Source organism: Lentibacillus sp. Marseille-P4043, assembly GCF_900258515.1.
Taxonomy (GTDB): domain Bacteria; phylum Bacillota; class Bacilli; order Bacillales; family Amphibacillaceae; genus Lentibacillus_C.
The window spans coordinates 604,511-625,121 of the sequence record NZ_LT984884.1 but is presented as its reverse complement, the minus strand read 5'-3'; the positions used below and the strand labels follow the sequence as shown (position 1 = coordinate 625,121).

Genomic DNA, 20,611 nt, shown 5'->3' with positions numbered 1-20,611 from the left:
ATACTTCAAATTAATAATATTTCCTGTTATATTATGGAAACATCCTACTAAAAAAGGTGATTATAAAATGGTATTAAGCGAGAACTTTTTTGAACGGTTAAGGGGTATTGTTAGTTACTCATGGAAAATATTTTCTCAAAAAGTTGGAAGTGGGTTAATAAAAATTAATAAAGAGGCATCAATGCAATTAAAGTATGCATATATTCTGCAACAATTCATACCGCTAATTATTTTTAATGAAAGACAGAAAATAGAAATAGAATTGGAGTCAACATGCTTTGTTAATGGTAAAACAAAAGAAATAGATATATTAATAAAAGGTACTGATTTGGATTTGTCAACGTATACAATTGCAATAGAGTTGAAATGCTACAAAGAATTTGCCTCTTCAGGAAGACCAAGAGGAGCACATGATATTTTTATGAAAGATGTTTATTATGATCTATTTTTACTTGAACAATATTGCAGTCAAAATATTGCTGATATAGGTATAAGTTTAGTTATGTCTAATTACAGAACATCAGTTTATCCTTTAAATAAGAATGCAAAGTGTTGGGCTTATGATATATCTGATGGCACAAGAATAAATTCAGGTGCCAACTTTTCAACGCCTGTTGGAGGGTATGGTATTGATTTTACCCTTAATAAAGATTACTTTTTCAACTGGGATTCATATGGTGACTATTGGTTTACTGAACTAATTGGAACCTAAACTCTAATGTAAAGAACTAAACTGTATTTCAATACCTTTCATATCTAGAAAAGGTATAAAGCAGATTAAAGATTCGAAGAAAGAGTGAAAATATGTCTATTTACCAAAATATATTTCATTACTATAGGGGACAGACTAAAAACAGTTCCGAAGAGACACATATACTTCAGGTTGAAAATAATGTAACAAAAGCATTTTTAAATGTATTACAACATTCATCTCCTGAGTTGACTACATCTTTTATAAAGATGTTAGGGATTGAAGGCGCTTATATGGAGAATTATGAATACCGTTATCAATTAAGTTCAGCACTCTCAAATGTTTCATCAATTGCTGCAGTAGTCGGAATTGCAGAAAGTAACATATTAAAGGCAGGAGCGTCTAAGAAATATGGTATACCTGATGGAGCAATAATCTCTGATAGTGTTTCTCTATTGATTGAAAACAAAATAGGTTTTAACTCATATTTAGAACAAGAGCAATTAAATAGGCATAAAAAGAACTTTGCAAATGAACAAATAGTAAAAAATAAACCAATAATCATAACGTGGAAAGAAATTAGGAACTTCTTTAAGAAGCAAAGTCAATGCTTTGAAAGGAAAAATGATTTAGTTACCTGCTTTTTATTATTTCAGTTTGAGGAGTTTTGTAACATTAATAGTATAGGTGACAAGCAAAAGTCAAAAGAATATTTTTTTTTGAAGTTTGAGAAATCAAAAGCAAGAGAACTTGCAAGAAAAATAGATGCTTATATTTGGGCTAATGAAGAATTTAATGTTGTAGATGCAGGGACAAGTAATGGAATAGGCTACAAAAGGGTGGGGAAAACAAAGTTTGCTACTCTAACAACTGCAAGACAAAGATGTTTAATACTCCATATTGGAGAGAAGGATTTAAGGTTAGGTTTAGAAATTCAAGACAAGATAGATAAAGAAATAGGTATTAAATATCCAAGAAAGGATTATGAATATACAAAGTATCCACATGAAGCATATATACGTCTTGAGTGGGTAAAGAACTTCTGTCAAATTGAGCCATACATTAATCTTGCATATAAATATAGAGAATGAATCCCTCTAATTAGATTTAGAGGGATTATAGTATTATATGTTATATTTTTCTTTCCGCATGATAAAGGCCATACTTCCGCCTTCTAATGTATTTACAACTGCTTCTTTTACGTAGTTATTATCAACTGAACCTAAACACTCTTCATTGACGCAGCCTGTACCTTCGTTTTCTTCCATTACACCAATTAGTTCCGCATCTCCAAAAACAGGAAGATTAGCATTATGAGTTGCAAATAAAAATTGTCTATTAATTTTTAGTTCCCTTAAACCTTTTACTAAATTATTTGCAATATATGCATTATCCAGATTATCTTCTGGTTGGTCTACAATTAAAGGATCTTCATTTTCTAACATAAGTATATTTAACACTGCTGTACATTGTTGTCCTTTTGATAATTTATCTAAAGACTTATATTTTTCCTCTTTACCTGAGGATACATTGAGTTGTATGTCAATAATATTTGGTAAATCAATAATCTCCAATTCTAAAATCCGTTCTTTGCTCATTGCTGATATAATTTCTGCTCTATTTTGCTGTAAACCATATGACTTGTAAGCGTTATATAAAGCATCTTTACCATTTTTGACATTTTCTATAAAACTAGTTATATCAAAAGTTTCTATCTCTTCAAGCCACTTCAGCCCCTGAACTCCGAGACCTTTTTCTTGTGCTAAGAAGTTTATTAAAAAATCTCGATTTTTCTTAGGATATATTTCTATTTTAACTTTACCCTGTAACTTTTTATTGTTGATTTTTTTTACTGCTTTTCTAAGCGTGTCAAGTTCTGTATCTTTTATAACATTTAATTGTTCTCTTAAGTTATCCCTTTCATATTCTAAATCACTAATTTCCTGTTCTAATAGCGAGAGTTCTTGAGTAAGAGGTTCTATGCTCGCTATTTGTTCCAAAGTATTGGAATATTCTTTCGCAATATCTTGACCATTCTGTCCATTTAGATCCCCTAATGATTTTATTGCTTTTTTAATTTCAACTTCAGCACCTTGTTTTTCAACTAGCCATTTCTCACTTAAAGAATCAAGGGCAGTTAAAGTAGATAATTTTATGTCAGTGTATTGGGCTAGAAGGTGCTCAATCCGCTCGTTGAAATCATTAATTTCCCGCTTCAAATCTTTAAAAATACTACCATTTTTGGTCTTTTCAATAAACTCATCATTAAAAGGGATTGCTGCTTTTTGAATCTGAAGAGAATGTTTTTTTATATTTTCTTTACAAGTTAGGATATATCTCTCTTCAGTTGTTATTTGTCCTTGAATATTCAATTTTTGTGATATACCAAGTTCGTCGTAGGTTCTTTGTTTTTCCTTTAAACTCGGTAGTTTATTTATCTTGGAAGATAGTTCATCAAATCGTTCTAATTTTTCTAAAAGGAGAGATGCATTTTTCCTTAAACTACCTTTTTTCTCCTCTTTAGCCTGTTCAAAACTGTTATGCTTACCCAAAAAGCGATTTAAAATTTGTAATTTTGCATTTTCACTGTCAGTTATCTCAACAACTTCGTTTTGGCTATATATCTCAATGTTAGGAAGAATGTCATGTATTTCTAGTTTTGACTTTGTACCATCAAGATTCATAATAGCGATAGGACTGTTGAACCGTTTAATTATTTTAAACTGTTTACCAAATTGCTTATGTGAGGTTACCAAAAGTTCTACTCTACCACCCGCACCAAGATTTGCCTCTATAATATTATCAAATGTCTTTTTGGCGTCTTTTCCTTTAGGTTTTTGGTCTAGTGCGTATCTAATTAATTCAATCAATGTGGATTTACCAGTACCGCGTCCACCAATAATGGTATTTAAATTAGGTGATAATTTTATCTCAAAATCATCGAGATAACCCCCAAAAATATTTATTTGATCAATTGAAGTTTGATGAACCTCATTTAAATCAGAAGTAAGTCTTACTCTTGCTTCAGGATCTTGAAAGGCTAATTTAAAAGATTTGAAATTTGGTTCAGACATTTTAACCAGACAACTTGCAGTCTCTATTAATATATCTTCAGGTTTACTTACGTCTTTTGCATTTATCAAAGCAAAGGATGTGTCTTTTTTGTAGTTGGGGTCTTTATTCTTTAAAATATTAATAAATTTGTCTTCTACTTCATGACGTTTTGCTGGAATTTGTGCCGCTTTTAAAAATCTAGATTGCCAAATAGGGTATTGATGAAGTTTCAATACGCCATTATCTTGTGTTACATGGGCGGCATACCAAAAACCACCCAATTCTTCTATCTTTTGTGCAATTTGGATAAAACTTAATTTACTTGGTGAAATACCGTCGTTTGTATCAGTAAGTTCTAAGGAGCCAAGATACCTTTCTAATTGGAGTTCATTCGTACTTTCATCAAACAGGCATACAATATGTACTCTCTCTGAAGTGGAGATTTCAAAACCGGGAAAAACGACAATATCTCTTTCTTGTAGGTAATTTCTGAGAGACTTTGAATTTTGAACATCACCGTGATTAGCAAGTCCAACAACCTTAATGCCTTCTTTAATACAATTTTCGTAAATACTGTGATTATATTCTTCTTCAGTAAAGGAATGTTCTTTCCCTCTATATTTAATATAATCAAAAGGATTTACTTGTAATGCACACTTGTAAAATTTCGCAAAATAACTATTCACATAAAACCCTCCTAATAGACTTATAGGAAAATTATAACAGGCACCGACTATATTCGACATTATTATATTGATAATTAAAAAGGATATATAGTACAGTTAAAGAATAATAAATTCGAGTATAAATATATGTCTATTATGCTTTTTACATTGATTAGTGATAACTATATTTGAATATCACATATTTATAACTTGGATTGCTTTTGTCATTAGTGGTCTATGCAGAATTTTGACTGCTAAAAATTGTACAAAAATTTGAAATATTAATCAGGATAGTATGGATTTTAGTAAGTACGTGAGGGTGGGGAATAATGACAAATTTAATACTAACTAAAATAAAAAATGATATAGAAGAATCTGTTGATAGGTATAAATCAATATTAGCAATTCCAAGAAAGAATGACACTTTAGTTGAGGATATAGAGGCAATCTTACTAATAGTAAAAGAGCATGAAGAAATTAATCATGAACAATTAACAACTATAATAATGGAAACTTTTGGAGTTTCCTTTAATACAGCATTTAACGTTAGACCTATATTAGAAAGAGCAAATCTACTAAGGCAAAGTAATAAGATAGTTAAATTGACTAATATGAGTGAAAATTACCTGCAAACTAAAGATATAAGTTATTTATCTAAAGGTTTTATTTATAGTTACTTTGGATTTTTAGAACTTTTATACCTAATTCATAAGAATGCGCCAAAATATAATAAAGATTTATTTAATGAATGGGTAGCCCTATATGAAGAAAGATATGGAAAGAGAGCAAAACATACAAATAGAGTTCAAATGAGTAGAATTAATGTATATCTTGTTGGTTTTAACTTAATTAATAAGAGTGAAGGAAAACTTGTAGTAAATTCTGAGGCATTTTCAAAATTAGATAAAATAGGTGATTGGTAAAATGTTTTATTTCACAATTAGATTTCCTTCTATTTTAGAACTTTAATTAAAAGCCTTTTTTGTGAGGGCTTTGTCTTTTTTTATTTAATTTTTGGAAAGAGAATTAACAAAAGACGAAGCCTGTCCCGAATATGCATAAAATGGGCTTTAAAATAGCCCTAGAATCAATTTTAAATTACATAACACACATTTAGGTGCTGGCTTAATAAAACTTTGCAAAATAGAGCCTTTAGGTAGGTTTAAAATAGGTTATGAACTATGGGATCTCAGTATCAAAAAGAAATTAAGACTATTCCCAGAACAGAGAATAGTCATTTATTAAAACCAATTATCGTGTTTATTATTGTTTTTTTCAGAGTCCCTTTTCTCAAACCCATTTCTTAGATAGTTGTCTAAGAGTAAAAACGAACTCCCAAGTTCATTGAGACTTAAGTATAGTCGATAAGATGCTACTTCCCCAGAAAGAATAGCATAAGGTCTAATATCAGTGCGTTCCTGTTTCCACTCTTGTATATCTCCAAATACTATGTACTCTCCTTCTTCCTTATCCCAAACAGCATTATCGGCAAGTAATTCTGCTTCATCATATTCTTCATAAAAATCTTCATCAACTGAGAAATTTGCCCAAGGAAACAATTCTGGAAATACATCTTCATAACTTTCGAAAGGGAAGAATACCATTGGCCAGTTCAGGACAACTTTCTCATATTCCGTATCTGATTCTATAACTTTCAAAACTAAGGATCCTCTCCCAGATGTTTTGTTTATCCATTCGTCTGATTCCAAAATTACTTTATTTCCATTCATTAGTTCCTCCATCCAAGTTCTTGATAGAACTAATGAATTTAAGCGTCTTTCATAATCTGTGGTATTCTCGGCAATATATTTTAGACTAGATAAGGACTCTTGATTTATTATTTGTTCCTTTGGAACAGTGACTTTCCAACTAGTGTCTGAGATTAATTCTACAGTATCTTTATTAATTTGTTCCCAATAGCAAGTATCATTTTCAAGGTCACACAATATCAAAATAACAGGTAATGAATGGTTGTTCCAATAGTTGTAATGTTCTATTTTACCTCTAAATACAAACCCTGTACTTATTTCCTCTTTCAAATAACTTTTTCCTGCTTTTATCTGAATAGCGACAAGTCTTCCAGTTACATATTCATCGTCAACGATTTCCATATGACCGTCAATTCCATAATCTTGTGTAGGCTGCTCTCTAAATATCCAGCCCAACTCCTCTATAACCTTTCTCTCTACTAAATTTACTCCTTTGCTTCCTTTATTACCATCAAACCTTGGAAATCCCATGACTACCTCCATAAGTTCTTTATATCAAAAAAGGATTCATCTTTTTAAAAGTATAACATCATGGCTTTTATGAAGCATGCCATTAACATTCTCTAAAATTCGACAGAAAAAAACGTTTAATTGCCTTCTAGTTGATGATATAATCGAAATAGTAAAAATAGAACGATGCGGTGATGCGTAAATGGGGTGGGGAAATGAACCAACAAATACGTACTAAAGAATTATTAGAACAATTTAATCTAACAAGGCAAACACTCTACAATTGGGTGAAAATTGGAGATATTTCTGCCCCTAAGAAAGATTGGAGAGGCTGGAGAATGTGGACTGAACAACACGTAAGTGAAATAACAAATGTAATTAGAAAAAAAGAGAAGCAACTGTCTCTACCAATTGAAAATGATATAAAATTGAATATCAAAAATCGTAGATATTTAGGCAGTAAATATAAATTATTAGAATTCATATGGAAGGTTGTTAATGAGAATTGTATAAATGTAAACACTGTGGCAGATATTTTTGGTGGAACAGGTGTAGTTGCTGATAGATTTAACATTGCCGGCAAAAACATAATTGTTAATGATATTTTGTACTCAAATCACTTAGCATATTGGACATGGTTTAGTGACGAAAAAATTGATTATAAAAAGATACAGAGTATAATTAAACAATTTAATGACGCTGAGCCTACTGAAGATAACTATGTATCAAAACATTATGGTGGTACTTATTTTTCAGAATATAATGCTAAAAAAATAGGCTATATTAGGGAAGAAATTGAGAGATTATCAGAGGAAATTAATTTTCGTGAAAAAGCAACCTTTATTACTTCATTGCTCTATGCTATGGATAAAGTTGCTAATACAGTGGGGCATTATGACGCTTATAGAAGAAAATTAGATTCTTTGAAAGAAATTAAACTTTTAGTACCAAAATTTAATGATCATTATAATAAAGGAAATAGAATATTTAACGAGGATGCGAACCAATTAGTTAGAAAAATAAGTGCAGACTTGATTTATATAGACACTCCTTATAACTCACGTCAATATGGAGATGCTTATCACCTCCTAGAGAATATCGCAGAATGGAAGAAACCTGAAGTTTCAGGAGTTGCCAAAAAAATGATAAACCGTTCTCATATTAAGAGTGATTATTGTACTATGAAGGCTACTCAGGCTTTTGAAGACTTAATTTCGAATATCTCTGGTAAGTATATTCTTGTTTCTTATAACAATATGGCACAAAAAGGTGTTGGCCGTTCAAATGCAAAAATTTCTGCTGAAGAAATAGTAGAGATTCTAGAAACCAGAGGTAAGGTGAGTATTTTTGATACGGATTTCCAAGCCTATACTACTGGAAAAACAAACATTGAAGATCATAAGGAAATACTGTATCTTTGTGAAATAAGCAGGTGATAAAATTGTTACAAACAGATACGAAGTATCTCAAATCATGTTTAAATTATACAGGTGGAAAGCATAAATTATTAAAGCAAATTGTTCCTTTGTTCCCCGAAGAAATAAATAATTTTGTTGATTTATTTTGCGGCGGGGCAAATGTTGCTATCAATGTTAGTGCAAAAGGGAATATGCTTGGCATAGACAAGCAGAGAGAGGTCTTACGACTTTTTAATACTTTAAAGAACACAAGTAAAGAAGATGTGTTTAATATTATTTCTAATATAATATTAAAGTATGAGTTAACTGATACCCAGAAGAATGGATATTCTCATTATGGTTGTGAGTCTGGAAATGGACTTGCTTTTTATAACAAAGAGCGTTTTTTAAAGTTAAGAGAGGATTACAATTGTCGGACAAGTGACAACACTTACTATGATCTTCTATTTTATCTGTTAACTGTTTATGGTTTTAATAATCAGATAAGATTTAATAAAAAAGGTCATTACAATATTCCTGTTGGTAAAAGAGATTTTAATGACAAAATTCAGTCAAACTTAAATAAGTTTATTGAGGTAATAAAGGATAAGGATATAGATTTTGTATGCGACGACTTCCGTCAAGTGGAGATAGAACTTTTAAGAGGGGATTTTCTCTATGCAGATCCTCCTTATTTAATTTCAACTGCAACATATAATGAACAAAATGGGTGGACTGAAACTGAAGAATATGACCTGTTAAATCTATTAGATAAGTTAGATTCACAAGGTGTTAAATTTGCATTATCAAATGTACTTGAACATAAGGGCAAAGAGAATACAATTCTAATAAATTGGGCTAAAAATTATGAAATTAACTATCTAGACTATAATTACAATAATTCTAACTATCAAATTAAAGAAAAGACAACAAAGACCTCTGAAGTACTAATCACTAATTATAAGAAATAATATGAAACCTTTCCAGCATTGTTGGGAAGGTTTTTTCTTATATATTTCTGGAAACTATTTAACAAATAGGTAATATGAATTATGATGGTAGTAGTATATTAGATTCTAGAAAAAGGAAGATGCTATTTGTTATACACAATTGATAGGGTTCAGTATGCTAATACCAATGGACAGTACTACTTCTTTGAATTTATGGAAGTAAATAATATTAATGGTCTTATAGGAAATAATAATCAGTTACTTAATCAAGGGCATTTTTGGGAAGCATTATTTACTATGATTAGTAATGTAGAAGTTGGTAAAATTAACTTTCTTAGGGGTTATCAACATGCAGTAAGATTATTTATTTTTTATCAACAAGGAATTAATAAGTACGTTTTGATTGAGATAAATCCTTACATTAATCAAACAAATGGTTATATCCTGACTTTTGATCAACTTCAACAGTGGTTTAGAGGAGTAAATAATATTGACGGACAAAGCAATTCAAAGGGATTAGGGGCTGCTAGAAATACAAACATTGATAGTTATGTAAATGGTTTATTACAATCCATTTATAATGACAACCAATTTCAAGATGATAATGGTCTTGTCTTAACCAAAAATTTGCTTAATGGTGATACCACTAAAGGTTTTGATCTAGATTTATTTCAATATATACCATCAACAAATGAATATGTAATATATGAATTTCTTAAAAGGGAAAATCACCATATAAATAATATACAAGCCCATCCAATGAGGTATTGTTGGACGGGTAGTTCAAGTGATAATAAACAAAAGTATATATCATTATGGAATACAAAACAGCAGTTAAATGGCAGATTATTTTTAATTAACTATAGTGATAATCCTAATGAAAAAATCTCAGTAATTGAAGTTTTAAGTTTGGACACTGCTAGAGGCATTACTTCTGAGAATAAGTATTGTATAAGTAGAAGTATTTTCTTAGGGTGGTTACACGATATGAAGAATTATAATTCTAATAATAGAGATTATTTTTCCGATTTTAAAGGGATTCATTATAACCAAGAATTCTTTGGAAATTTTAATGAAAATAAGAGGAATTATGGTTCAGAGTTTTCAAACATATTCATCTAGGGGGAGTTTATATGCCGGGTACATGGAGTATAAGTACAACTTTGAGAAATCCCGAACGGATAGTTGATTTTTTAAAGGTGCTTTCTAGGTTTGAAGGAAGACCTTTTAATGATAAAACACAAGGCTTATTTTTTAAAGAATTAATTAAAACAAAATTGTACACACCTACAGGAATTTCAGATTATTACAAGCAAAAGTTTGAAGATCCTGAAGAGTTTACTAATAAAGAATTAGAAGATATCTTAAGTCAAGTTCACTATGAGAACAAGAGTTTCAATAATGATCAAGAAATGGCATATGCCATGAGAGGAAGAACAGCAGTAAGTAATATTACTAAGATGGGATTGGCAATTGCTAAGGAATCAATGGGTGCGGTTAGAATAACCGATTTAGGAAAAAAATTAATCAATGAAGAAGTAGACTTAGTTAATGTTTTCTTTAGATACTTTTTAAAATGGCAATTACCAAATCCGACTGACAAGGGATACAAGGACTTTGATATCGTACCCTTTATTGCAGTTATGCATGTTATTAGTAAGGTAAATAAAGAATGGAAAAACTTAGGGCATAAACCTGTTGGAGTATCAAAAGAAGAGTTTTCCTTATTTTTAACAACCTTGATTGATTATAAAGATATCAAAGATCGTGTGTCAAAAATTATTGAATTTAGGAAAGAAAAGAGATCATTAGATAAAAATGCAGCACAACGTTATGTTGAAAGAAGATTTGTTGAAACTGCAATAGAGGTCTTTAAATTAAAACCTAGTGAGAAGAAAAAAGTAGAAACTAAAGTTAATAACCTCTATGATTATGGAGACTCTGCAATAAGATACTTTAGACAAACAAAGTTATTTTACTACAGAGGAAATGGTAGATATGTCGATTTAGCCCCTACTAGAAGAGTAGAGATTAAAAGGCTATTAGAAAACTTTGATGGGCGAGCAATAAGTTTTAAAAATGCTGAGGCTTATTTAACTTATATGTCTGATATCGATAAACCTGCTCTACCATGGGAGAACCTAAGTGATTTAAAATCTGTTTATGAAAACTTATTAGAACAAGCGAGGTCTTTACAAACTGATATAAACAACCAATATCGAGATCAGGCTCTCCACCAATTCACTTTGACCAAAGTTGAACTTTCGAGTATAAATGATTATAACAAAGAAATAGCAAAATTAAGAGAAATAATAAAAACATTAAATAATGATTTATCAATACTACGAGAGAGAAGTTTAGAAAATATAGATTTATATATTAAAAAGTTAACAGAGTTAGCCACAAGAAAAAGAAGCATAAGTGGCCAAGATCCATTAAACCTAGAGTATTATACTACGTTATCTTTAATGGCTTTAGATGATGCAAAGGAAATTACACCTAATTACTCAGTCGGGGATGATAACTTACCATTATTTACTGCTGCGGGTAATAATCCAGATATTGAGTGTAAGTATTCTTCTTTTAACATGATTTGTGAGGTAACTCTTCTTAGAGGCCGTGATCAGTGGTTTAATGAAGGACAACCTATAATGAGACATTTAAGGGAATTTGAAGATAAAGACTTAAACAAGTCTCTAGATAATTATTGTTTATTCATTGCTCCTAACATTCATCGTGACACGTTAAATACTTTTTGGATGAGTGTTAAATTAGGCTATGAAGGAAGAGTACAAAAAATTATCCCTCTCACAATAAATCAGTATATAAATGTTTTGAAAAAGGTAAAAGAACTAAATGAGAAAGGTGTTAGAGTAAATCATAAAGATTTACAGAGTCTCCTTGCAAACATATTTAATAAAAACATTGATGCAGGAAATGACTCAACTGCTTGGTTAGCAAGTGTCGATGAAGTAATTGAGCAATGGAGTACTTCTTTATCAGCGTAACATTAAATGGAAATTTTGGAATTAAAAGAGTGGATTTGTTTCTGCTCTTTTTTTTATTGACCAAAAGGGAAACGTGTATTCGTGTTTAACATGTATACATATTAAATAATGCATAGACAATGGAGGAGATTACTCATGAAAAAGGAGCACTTTAAAGTTGAAGGAATGGACACAGAATTTGTTGAATTTCGTCACCGAGAACACAATATTTTGTTCACAAGGTTCGAGCGTATTAGTTTAACAGACACAAACGTTCGGGAAGAAGCCAAATATTTATATTTAATTTATATCTTCCGCAAACAGCATAAGTTAGCAAAAAAACGGAATAGCGATACGGATAGGGGCACTTTTAACATTATCTGTTTTAATAAGGGCTACCATACCTTTGATGAAATGGTTCATAACCTCTATTCCATTTTGTCGGAATATATATTGAATCAAGATGAAGTTTTTAGGTGCCTAAACGAGGTTCAAAAACTTGATCCGAAAAATTGACAGAACAAGGAGTAAAATCCTTGTTTTTTTAATAGTGAAAATAGCCGCTCTTACGCTGCTTTTTAAGCAATTATCAGGTATAATAGTATACAAATTATTCCAAATGATTTTGGGGAAAGGGGCCATACATTGCAATACGTAATTACGAGATTTTCACATAAATTAGTCTTTTATATTATGTGGTTGTTATATGCGTCTTTGTTCACGCTCATTTTTTACCCGCTATCTTTTTGGAACTTAGAATTATCTACAACAGACTATCTCTTGCTTTCTCTGTTTTTGTTAGCATTAGGAGGAGCGTTTTTTGAAAGGGCATTTACATACTTCTATATAGACTTAGATAATGACTACGAAGCATTAAATAAAATACATTATACGGCAATGTTTGCTGGCAAGATGATTGCATATATAGTTACTGGCATTGCGATTTATTATTTCAAAAGGGATGTTTTCCTCGCAATATATATCCCTGTATTTCTCTTAATAGGGGGGTGGATTTGGTTTAGTATATTGAAGGGCTATATTAAGGTGAAGATAGAAAGGGAAAAAGATTCAGAAATAAAAATTACAACCAAAGTTGGTTCCTACTAGATTGAAAATTGAAGTGAGTAGCGTCACCAATAATTGATGGTTTTATTTGTTTCATTTGTTTTTTACTTGCTAAGTTAGTTATCAATGTTTAAAACATATGGAAGAGATACAAATGAAGATTTTAGATAAAAATAAAGGTATTAGAAAATATCTGTGGAATGTTATAAATAATCTCTTTTCTTTAAAGGTACATTATGTTTGCATTTTCACGATGTAACCTTCTCTTTTGCTGTAAATTGTGGGGATTCCTTTCTTTGTAATGAATAAAGACAAACAAAAGCGTGTGAACTACATAAGTTTTACACGCTTTTATTATTTTTTTTGTAGACAATTACACATAACGATATGATTAAATATGACTGAATCAATTTACATACAAGTACTTAATTATTATTCTTTAGATTGTTTTTCTAGTGCTGTATTTAGTAACTCACTAATATTCCACCATTCATTATTGGGGAATATCTCCAGAATGAGTTTAATCTTTTTTTCATGATAGGATTTTACATTATCCGCTCTCACACTAATAGAAACTTCCTTGTCTGCATTGAGCCAATTTAGGTTAAGTTCATAAAAATTTGGATGGCTTTCCGGCTTGTTTCCTCTTAAATATTTGGGTGATCTTGCAATTCTAATAATGTTCTCTTGCTCAAGTATCTTAATATGGTTTATGGCTGTTTTGACAGAGCATTTAGCACCCAATGCAATTTGTTCATAAGTCATAAAAAACTCATTATTTCTATCTGCAAATCGTTTTGAGTGAATAAATAAAGCAAAAAGTGTTTTATGAAATTTTTTTGGGTACTGATACAGTGTTAACATTTCACTTCTGGATACAATAATTTTTGTTAAGCCTTTGGAAAACACAACATTTTTTTTATAAACTAAATTAACGATTCTCGCTATTTCTTTAAAACATTCTTCAAGTGGGGTCTTGAAAAATGCTCTATCTTGGCGCTCCATCCATTGCCTTAGTTTTTGTTCACATTCAGATTTGCTTTCCTTTAAAGTGTTTAAATAAACGGCCATTTTACAAGTAACAGCATTTCTAGTGCCCGGCTTCCTTAATCCATTTTTGTATAAATCTGCTAAGGAATCCAGTGTATCTTCTGAAAGATCCAAGTTCCCCAGAGCAGTATTATCTAATTCTTTACTTTCACTTTCTATATTTGGTACTTCCTCGTCATCTTCCTGTAAATCCGATATTAAATCCATCACAATTTCAGCGTTCATGGGTTCAATACTTAAAAAATAATCAAAGGATTGAAAAGTAGTAAAATTATTTTGCACGTCAACATACCAGCAGACATTACTACTTTTATCTCGATTTTTGTGATTGATACTGAGGGGAAGTTTCAGCCCCTTAGTGGGTGTTGGTCGAAGTTCGATTTTTCCATTTATTTTTCCATCTAGTAAGTTATATGTAATTGAAACTGCTGCGTTAAAAAGTACCTTCATTGAGTTGTAAGGGATTTCCTCTGAAAAATAAACGTCAACGTGATATCCCTTTGTACCGCTCCAACTGGTGAAAATTTTATCCGTAGGGATTCCGAGAGTGTTTAATGACTCATAGAGAGCCAATACTACTTTTTTTGCCTCCGGTATAAATGGAACATCCACATCAAAGGTGATAAATTTTGTATGTATTTTCCTGCAAAAAATGCCGTAAGTACTTTTCTGCAGTATATGGGATTTCAAAAACCCATCATTAAGACTTACATGTTTGTCATTATTATAAATATTGAATGTATGGTAACTACCATCTTCATTAAGTTTGATATATTTGTATCTAACCGTTATAAACAACTGCTTCATTTTTTCAACAACTTGATTTATATCGTTCATAAAAACACACCCTTCTCTTTAATCTGTCATACTTGCTCATTCCTCTCTGAACTCAATTGTTTTAATATATTAACAATTAAATTTTCCGTGTAAGAAGTTCCTTTATGTAATCAAGAATATTTTCAGAGTAATATTCATATTCTTTGTGATTTTTAGAGGTACACACTGATATCAAAGCCCCAATAATTTTATTGCTTTCTTCTTTTGTTAAATCATGTTGATTACTTGTTGATCTAATATATCCCATCATCATTTTTTTCTTATTAATTAAATCTAGTTGCTCGTTCAGTTCAAGGTGTAATTGATTATAGATATTGTCTGTCATTAATCATCCTCTCCTTTCATTTTGCCAAATTAATTGGCTTACATTTGTTATAGCATAAAAAGAAAAAGACGAGGTGAGTATGTTCCGAGAAAATTGTGGTTGATTTTTTTGAAAATATGAAAATCATTATTACACATGATATTCTTATAAAAAACTATTAAAAGAGTATTGATAAATAATAATTAAGTACTTGTGTGCAATTTTTTTTAATTATATTTAACATATTTACATTGTGTTATTTAAAAAGGGATTAAGCGATGCTGATATAAAGATTTCTGACGAGTAAGAGTTAATATTAGTGAAGAGGAATTTTTTTCTTTTATGGTGAGAATCCATATATTAGATATGGAGATGTAATAAGTGCTGGCAAAGGGTTTAAAACGCGCTATAATACGACCAAATAAGTTTTGTCAGATAATATGTCTTATGCGACAGAACCTATGGATTGGGCTATATCTTTTCGTCGCATAACATAAATAATCATTATTCAATTTTTGTCGTATAACATAGTGTAGGAGGGGCTTCCTTTGGAAATCATTTCAGTTACTTTTTCTCAAGCGCTCGAAGGATTTAAAAACTATTTGATCGAGCAGAATAGAAGTGCAAATACCATTAAAAGTTATGAACAAGATTTACGTTTCTTTGAGAATTGGTTGTCTAGCATAACCTCTAATCCAATTACTGTTGAGGCTATCACGAAAACTGACATTAAAGATTTTGAGCGTGAAATTAAAGTCAATTCATCTTTATCTGCTACAACTGTTAATCGGCGATTAGTAGCAATAAAGAAGTGGTCTAATTATTTATTTGAATCTAATTTCTCACCGGTTAACTTAGGTGAAGAGATTTCAATTAAAAAGGTTCAAAAACAGAATACCATTCGTTGGTTAACAAGACAAGAAGTAGGCAGGTTATTACATGCTGTGGAAATAACAAAACACCAAAATTTTCAAAAAGGTCTATTGCATGAAACGCTTATCATTCTTCTAGTAAATTTAGGCTTAAGAATTGAGGAGGCATGTTCTCTAACAAAATCTTCAATTTCTTTTCGTAATAATATAGCAAATGTAACTGGTAAAGGTAAGCACAGAGTTGTACCTTTTACGGATAAAACAAAATCACATATTCAATATTGGCTAGATAAAAGGGAAAAAGATTCTGATTATATACTGATTAGTAGCAAAAGCAGTCAATTAAGTACCAGAGCAGCACAGCATATTCTGAAAAAGTATAGCAATCAACTTGGAATAGAGATTACTCCCCATTCTCTTAGACACACTTTTTGTAAACAACTTGCAAATAGTGGCGTAGGACTCCAAAGTATTGCAGAATTGGCAGGACACTCATCAATGGACACTACCCGTATTTATGTTACACCATCAATAAAAGAACTTCAGAATGCTTTGAAGAAAACAGAGTTTTAATAACTCAATATTCAATTGACCAAATAGGGAGATCGCTTTCCCTATTTTTTAATGTTTAGTATTCCAAAGAATTGAACCTTATAGTAGATTTAAACGTATATCATACTATAAAAGAAAGCCTATGAAATCTAATTTAAGAGGAGGAAGTCAAATTAGCATGAATAGTATTGTGAGTCTATTTGAATTTCTGAACAATAATACTGGTGCACTATCAGTGTTAATAAATTTAACGCTGGTTATAGTCACTGTAATATATGTAGTTTTAACAGGAAGTCTTTCAAGAACTTCAAATAAGACAATTGAACATACAATTAATGAAGTTAACGAGAAAAAGAAACGTGAAGAAACCATAAAGAAGAATTTGATATATTTAATTAACAGCGAAATCTATATGAATTCATTTATTTATGTAATTTCTCAATATTACTTACTTAATGGTAAACAGATTAATCTAAAAGAGAAACTTAGACACTATATCACTAGTGGGGGAGCCACAATCGATAGGACTTCTAAAGGCCATATAGTTGCTCATACTAAATTGGACACTTGGAAAGAAATCAATGCTGAATGTGCGCAATATTTTTCAAATAATCTAATGCATGAATTAACAGGTTACTACACAGGGGTAGAACACTCTAAAATCTATTCAATAAATGGGATGTCTACTGAGAATTTCATAGAAGTTTGTAAAGGTCAACTTGTATCAACTTTAAAGTGTTTAGAACTGTTAAGAGAAGAAGACCCCAATTTAAGAACTAATTTAGAATATAATATTGATGGAAAACTCCTAACAATAAATAAAGAAAAAGGAACTATAATTGAAGTAGATAAAAATAGTGTCCAAGCAGTATCTAAATAAATTTTATATTGGTATTTATTAAGACTATTAATATTTTACAAGGGACGTCCCCCTCTTTTCTATAACTACACATAGAAAGGAGGGGATTTGTTATGGAAGAATATATATTGAAAAAAGATTTACGAGTTCAAGGTCATACATACCGTATTGCAATTTTTCAGGAAAAAGACGGAGTATTATATTATTCAGTTTTTGCAGAAATATTTGAAGATGAGACGTTTGAACTAATTCATGGTGGAAGGTTTGAATCTGAAGAAGCAGCCAAGGAATATTTAATACGTGTTTTATATTGCCTAGTACACTGGGAAGAAACATTTAATCATTATAATGAAAATTAATAGTTTTTATGATTGTTACTATTATAATCATTATAATGATTAGTAATAGTAGTTAACTGAGAATCTAAAAAGCACTGTAGGCGAAAAAAATGATTTTTTTCAGATAAGAAAAATGAAAAAAATGCTACAGAAGGGTTTACTATGACTGAAATAAATGAAAAAAATCTGGTTGGAGAAGAAAATAGATATTTGTAGACATTTAATTATTTTGACTGATTTTAAGGGGAAATAACCTAATTCAACGGAATTTGGGGAATTTACTAATTTCTTTAAACGTAGTATGATTTATATATAATACATCGAATATATAGAATATACTGCAGGGAAAGGGTAGCCTAGGAACCTTTTCCTTACCACAAAAGCCAAACGGTCCGTACAACTGTTTGGCTTTTCAACTGTTATCAAAATAATTAGCCCTTTCTCATTTTGCATAATACTTCTTTGACTTGCAGCAGCCATAGGGAAGTAGTTACCATCTACTGTAATCATTTTGCGGAATTTATGTTTTATACACGTTAAAATATCCCTATAAAGTCAGGGGAGGATAATGATGTTCTATTTAGATTATATTTCTAGTTACTTTTGCGTTGTTGGCCTAGTATGGTTTCTGATGATTCTTTGTGGGAAGTATGTACCATTAGTAGTAACAAAAGGAAAAGAGAAAACAGAAAAATTGCAGGAAAGGATCTTTTTACTGAGTATTCCATTATCATTAGCACTTGGGTACACATTATTTCATTTTTTTAACCTGTATGAGTACATGAGGTTAGTATAAGAGAGAGGTATTTAGGTGTTTGGATATTTTGAAATTCATTTAAATCAGGAGTATGAGAATGTGTGGGGGTTACCAATAGAAGTTGGGTTAAAAAATAATCAAGGAATAATATGTTTAATGGCTGATTTAAGTATCTTAGAATTGCTATTATCAAATATTAATAGGGGCCATGTAGATCGGATAATGCTACATAGTAATGATAGCCATATAGACATTGAATACTACAAAAAGTTTAAAGAGACTTGTGAAAGGTATAATATGGAACACGGAATTATTTAGTAGTTTCTGAATTAATTGATTGAAGATATTATCGTACTAGAGAAAAATTTTAAAAAAATATCAAAATAGTGCTTTACAGGCAAAATATTCCGTGATATTATAATAAACGTAATATACATTATTTAATTTTATTTTGAATTTAATTTTAATAGTTTTTGATTATATATATATCTCTTTCTTTTTATCACTAAAAGGGAAGGGAACAAAAAATATACAGAATATACCCTAAGTAAATAAGATGATGAGTTTAGTTCACTGTATTGATCTGGGCTCATAATCTCTGTGCATTTACACGCCTAATAAGGATGTGTTTGACATGCGCAACCTTGAGTATATTTGTATATTTTTGTTCTTTCTGTTATGTGATAAAAAGGAGGAGATTTTTTTATGCGAATTTTCCATATTTTCCCAACTTAGCATTTTTAGACTAAAACAATTGAATAAAATTGGAGCAATCAATAGAGAGTAAAATGCGATTGAAGTATTAATCTAGCGATAAAAGACGGAATATTCTGAATTGAGGAAGACCTATAAGTCAAAATTTTGAGTGAAGTGCTTAGTCCATTCTATTTAATTCAAATTACTGATATCTAGGAGGAGTTTCATATGAAGAATAATGCAGTTAATAAAGTTGGTTATATGGTTCACTTAAGTGCTGAAAGAGATGACAGCATAGACTTAGAAATGAAAAGTCGCGTACTAGAGGTGTTATTAGAGAATGTTAAAGGGATAAGTGTTGCAAATTACCATTCTTATAAGAGTAATCCACTAGTTGCCCAGTATTTTATCAGTTTATTAAGAAAGCAGGACATCGACACAATTGCTGTACAGGATCGTTCAATTTTTAATAAGGACATAATCAATCTGTTTATCGAAGAGGGGTTTCATTTCATTTTGATTGAAGTTAATCGTAGCAAGACAAAATATAGGATTGAGGAAATTACTAACAACCAATTGAGGTCAGATCTACATAATGTAGCCAGAATCAGTAAAGTTAAATGGGAAAACTTAGGTTCTGACTATAGAAAGGCCTTAATCAATTATGAAAGAGTTGCAAGGATGTCGAATGATTTAGTAGATGAATTCGAATCTACTACTGGTATTAACGTTTCTGCCTATTAAGTTCGTTATTGAAGGAATACAGTGTTTGATTTAGTGATAAGTGAACATAAAAACAAAAAAACAAAAAAACTATTCAAGGAGATGATACTTTATGAAAAACGTAACATTTTTCACATTATTACCGGAGACAATTCTAGGGAGAACAAGGAATTCTACTGAGGAATTTTTTGAATACACCATGATGGTGGATATATTTGCTGAGAACAACAACCTTAAGATTGTTAATGGTTGCGCAATTTCAAATTTTGAGGATAAAAGTATGAATGATAAGTATTTTTCTAGACTGAAAAAGAAGTCAACTGTATTAATAATATCTCCTGTACATGTTGCAAACTCTAATATTCTAGATTTATTTATAAGTAAAGATGTCACCTTTAGAGTCATTCAGGGGGATTATCTTATGAAACCAAAACTTCTAAAAAAAATCTGGTTAGAAGAAGCGACTACAACAAAAATTCCACTGGCGGTAGAAAATTTGTTTAAAGCAGAGTTATTAACAGCAGAGGCAAAAGTTAGTTCGATATAAAAAATATCTAGTTTGTTAGAAAAATAAAAATAAGAAACAAAGGAGAGT

The 20,611-nt window shown here is 30.5% G+C and carries 20 protein-coding genes; 16 read left to right on the top strand and 4 right to left on the bottom strand.

Features of this window, described 5'->3' with window-relative positions; translation table 11 throughout:
* Window positions 1–67 precede the first annotated feature (67 nt).
* Window positions 68–712, top strand: coding sequence for a hypothetical protein (locus tag C8270_RS03280; protein WP_071396665.1), 645 nt, complete (start codon window positions 68–70; stop codon window positions 710–712).
* A gap of 92 nt (window positions 713–804) precedes the next feature.
* Complete coding sequence (locus C8270_RS03275) at window positions 805–1,782, top strand: hypothetical protein (RefSeq protein ID WP_106495392.1); 978 nt, start codon at window positions 805–807, stop codon at window positions 1,780–1,782.
* Between the two features lie 33 nt (window positions 1,783–1,815).
* Here C8270_RS03275 and C8270_RS03270 read toward each other — a convergent pair whose 3' ends face one another.
* Window positions 1,816–4,431, bottom strand: a complete 2,616-nt coding sequence (locus C8270_RS03270) for a TrlF family AAA-like ATPase (RefSeq protein WP_071396664.1) — start codon at window positions 4,429–4,431, stop codon at window positions 1,816–1,818.
* Window positions 4,432–4,739: 308 nt separating this feature from the next.
* Between C8270_RS03270 and C8270_RS03265 the strand changes: the two genes are divergently transcribed.
* Complete coding sequence (locus C8270_RS03265; RefSeq protein WP_071396663.1) at window positions 4,740–5,333, top strand: hypothetical protein; 594 nt, start codon at window positions 4,740–4,742, stop codon at window positions 5,331–5,333.
* A gap of 318 nt (window positions 5,334–5,651) precedes the next feature.
* Here the strand turns inward: C8270_RS03265 and C8270_RS03260 are convergent, their stop codons facing one another.
* Window positions 5,652–6,662: a DUF4365 domain-containing protein gene (locus C8270_RS03260; RefSeq protein WP_084786900.1), complete on the bottom strand. Its 1,011-nt coding sequence runs from the start codon at window positions 6,660–6,662 to the stop codon at window positions 5,652–5,654.
* Between the two features lie 182 nt (window positions 6,663–6,844).
* Between C8270_RS03260 and C8270_RS20220 the strand changes: the two genes are divergently transcribed.
* The 6 genes from C8270_RS20220 (at window position 6,845) to C8270_RS03235 (ending at window position 13,070) form a co-directional block, all read left to right on the top strand.
* On the top strand, window positions 6,845–8,065 hold the full coding sequence (locus C8270_RS20220; RefSeq protein ID WP_234028469.1) for a DNA adenine methylase: 1,221 nt from the start codon (window positions 6,845–6,847) through the stop codon (window positions 8,063–8,065).
* Window positions 8,066–8,070: 5 nt separating this feature from the next.
* Window positions 8,071–8,997 carry a Dam family site-specific DNA-(adenine-N6)-methyltransferase gene (locus C8270_RS20215; protein WP_199794633.1) on the top strand — a complete coding sequence of 309 codons (927 nt, stop codon included), beginning with the start codon at window positions 8,071–8,073 and terminating at the stop codon, window positions 8,995–8,997.
* A 192-nt stretch (window positions 8,998–9,189) separates the two neighbouring features.
* Window positions 9,190–10,098, top strand: coding sequence for a hypothetical protein (locus C8270_RS03250; RefSeq protein ID WP_158701584.1), 909 nt, complete (start codon window positions 9,190–9,192; stop codon window positions 10,096–10,098).
* An 11-nt stretch (window positions 10,099–10,109) separates the two neighbouring features.
* Window positions 10,110–11,984: an AlwI family type II restriction endonuclease gene (locus tag C8270_RS03245; RefSeq protein ID WP_071396660.1), complete on the top strand. Its 1,875-nt coding sequence runs from the start codon at window positions 10,110–10,112 to the stop codon at window positions 11,982–11,984.
* Window positions 11,985–12,119: 135 nt separating this feature from the next.
* Complete coding sequence (locus C8270_RS03240; protein ID WP_071396659.1) at window positions 12,120–12,479, top strand: hypothetical protein; 360 nt, start codon at window positions 12,120–12,122, stop codon at window positions 12,477–12,479.
* 279 nt (window positions 12,480–12,758) lie between these two features.
* Window positions 12,759–13,070: a hypothetical protein gene (locus C8270_RS03235; protein WP_158701583.1), complete on the top strand. Its 312-nt coding sequence runs from the start codon at window positions 12,759–12,761 to the stop codon at window positions 13,068–13,070.
* 390 nt (window positions 13,071–13,460) lie between these two features.
* On the opposite strand, the gene C8270_RS03230 is transcribed toward C8270_RS03235, so the two are convergent.
* Window positions 13,461–14,915, bottom strand: a complete 1,455-nt coding sequence (locus C8270_RS03230) for a hypothetical protein (protein ID WP_071396657.1) — start codon at window positions 14,913–14,915, stop codon at window positions 13,461–13,463.
* Window positions 14,916–14,991: 76 nt separating this feature from the next.
* Window positions 14,992–15,240, bottom strand: coding sequence for a hypothetical protein (locus C8270_RS03225; RefSeq protein ID WP_071396656.1), 249 nt, complete (start codon window positions 15,238–15,240; stop codon window positions 14,992–14,994).
* A gap of 527 nt (window positions 15,241–15,767) precedes the next feature.
* On the opposite strand from C8270_RS03225, the gene C8270_RS03220 reads away from it, so the two are divergent.
* From C8270_RS03220 to C8270_RS03190, 7 genes are all read left to right on the top strand, one after another.
* Window positions 15,768–16,664 (top strand): tyrosine-type recombinase/integrase, encoded by an 897-nt coding sequence (locus tag C8270_RS03220; protein ID WP_071396655.1) that lies wholly within the window; start codon window positions 15,768–15,770, stop codon window positions 16,662–16,664.
* Between the two features lie 157 nt (window positions 16,665–16,821).
* Entirely contained in the window at window positions 16,822–17,523 is a 702-nt protein-coding gene (locus C8270_RS03215; RefSeq protein WP_106495390.1) for a hypothetical protein, read from the top strand.
* Window positions 17,524–17,615: 92 nt separating this feature from the next.
* Window positions 17,616–17,861 (top strand): hypothetical protein, encoded by a 246-nt coding sequence (locus C8270_RS03210; RefSeq protein WP_071396653.1) that lies wholly within the window; start codon window positions 17,616–17,618, stop codon window positions 17,859–17,861.
* A gap of 550 nt (window positions 17,862–18,411) precedes the next feature.
* Window positions 18,412–18,636: a hypothetical protein gene (locus C8270_RS03205; protein WP_071396652.1), complete on the top strand. Its 225-nt coding sequence runs from the start codon at window positions 18,412–18,414 to the stop codon at window positions 18,634–18,636.
* A 15-nt stretch (window positions 18,637–18,651) separates the two neighbouring features.
* Window positions 18,652–18,915, top strand: a complete 264-nt coding sequence (locus tag C8270_RS03200; protein ID WP_071396651.1) for a hypothetical protein — start codon at window positions 18,652–18,654, stop codon at window positions 18,913–18,915.
* A gap of 606 nt (window positions 18,916–19,521) precedes the next feature.
* Window positions 19,522–20,037, top strand: a complete 516-nt coding sequence (locus C8270_RS03195; protein ID WP_071396650.1) for a hypothetical protein — start codon at window positions 19,522–19,524, stop codon at window positions 20,035–20,037.
* A gap of 91 nt (window positions 20,038–20,128) precedes the next feature.
* A complete protein-coding gene (locus tag C8270_RS03190) occupies window positions 20,129–20,563 on the top strand; it encodes a hypothetical protein (RefSeq protein WP_071396649.1) in 435 nt (144 codons plus the stop codon).
* Window positions 20,564–20,611: the final 48 nt, after the last annotated feature.

What these genes read in the sequence shown, in the direction of transcription:
- C8270_RS03280 (WP_071396665.1), top strand. Translation starts at nt 68, where the DNA reads ATGGTATTAAGCGAGAACTTTTTTGAACGGTTAAGGGGTATTGTTAGT.
- C8270_RS03275 (WP_106495392.1), top strand. Translation starts at nt 805, where the DNA reads ATGTCTATTTACCAAAATATATTTCATTACTATAGGGGACAGACTAAA.
- C8270_RS03265 (WP_071396663.1), top strand. Translation starts at nt 4,740, where the DNA reads ATGACAAATTTAATACTAACTAAAATAAAAAATGATATAGAAGAATCT.
- C8270_RS03260 (WP_084786900.1), bottom strand. Translation starts at nt 6,662, where the DNA reads ATGGAGGTAGTCATGGGATTTCCAAGGTTTGATGGTAATAAAGGAAGC.
- C8270_RS20220 (WP_234028469.1), top strand. Translation starts at nt 6,845, where the DNA reads ATGAACCAACAAATACGTACTAAAGAATTATTAGAACAATTTAATCTA.
- C8270_RS03250 (WP_158701584.1), top strand. Translation starts at nt 9,190, where the DNA reads ATGGAAGTAAATAATATTAATGGTCTTATAGGAAATAATAATCAGTTA.
- C8270_RS03245 (WP_071396660.1), top strand. Translation starts at nt 10,110, where the DNA reads ATGCCGGGTACATGGAGTATAAGTACAACTTTGAGAAATCCCGAACGG.
- C8270_RS03240 (WP_071396659.1), top strand. Translation starts at nt 12,120, where the DNA reads ATGAAAAAGGAGCACTTTAAAGTTGAAGGAATGGACACAGAATTTGTT.
- C8270_RS03230 (WP_071396657.1), bottom strand. Translation starts at nt 14,915, where the DNA reads ATGAACGATATAAATCAAGTTGTTGAAAAAATGAAGCAGTTGTTTATA.
- C8270_RS03225 (WP_071396656.1), bottom strand. Translation starts at nt 15,240, where the DNA reads ATGACAGACAATATCTATAATCAATTACACCTTGAACTGAACGAGCAA.
- C8270_RS03215 (WP_106495390.1), top strand. Translation starts at nt 16,822, where the DNA reads ATGAATAGTATTGTGAGTCTATTTGAATTTCTGAACAATAATACTGGT.
- C8270_RS03210 (WP_071396653.1), top strand. Translation starts at nt 17,616, where the DNA reads ATGGAAGAATATATATTGAAAAAAGATTTACGAGTTCAAGGTCATACA.
- C8270_RS03205 (WP_071396652.1), top strand. Translation starts at nt 18,412, where the DNA reads ATGTTCTATTTAGATTATATTTCTAGTTACTTTTGCGTTGTTGGCCTA.
- C8270_RS03195 (WP_071396650.1), top strand. Translation starts at nt 19,522, where the DNA reads ATGAAGAATAATGCAGTTAATAAAGTTGGTTATATGGTTCACTTAAGT.
- C8270_RS03190 (WP_071396649.1), top strand. Translation starts at nt 20,129, where the DNA reads ATGAAAAACGTAACATTTTTCACATTATTACCGGAGACAATTCTAGGG.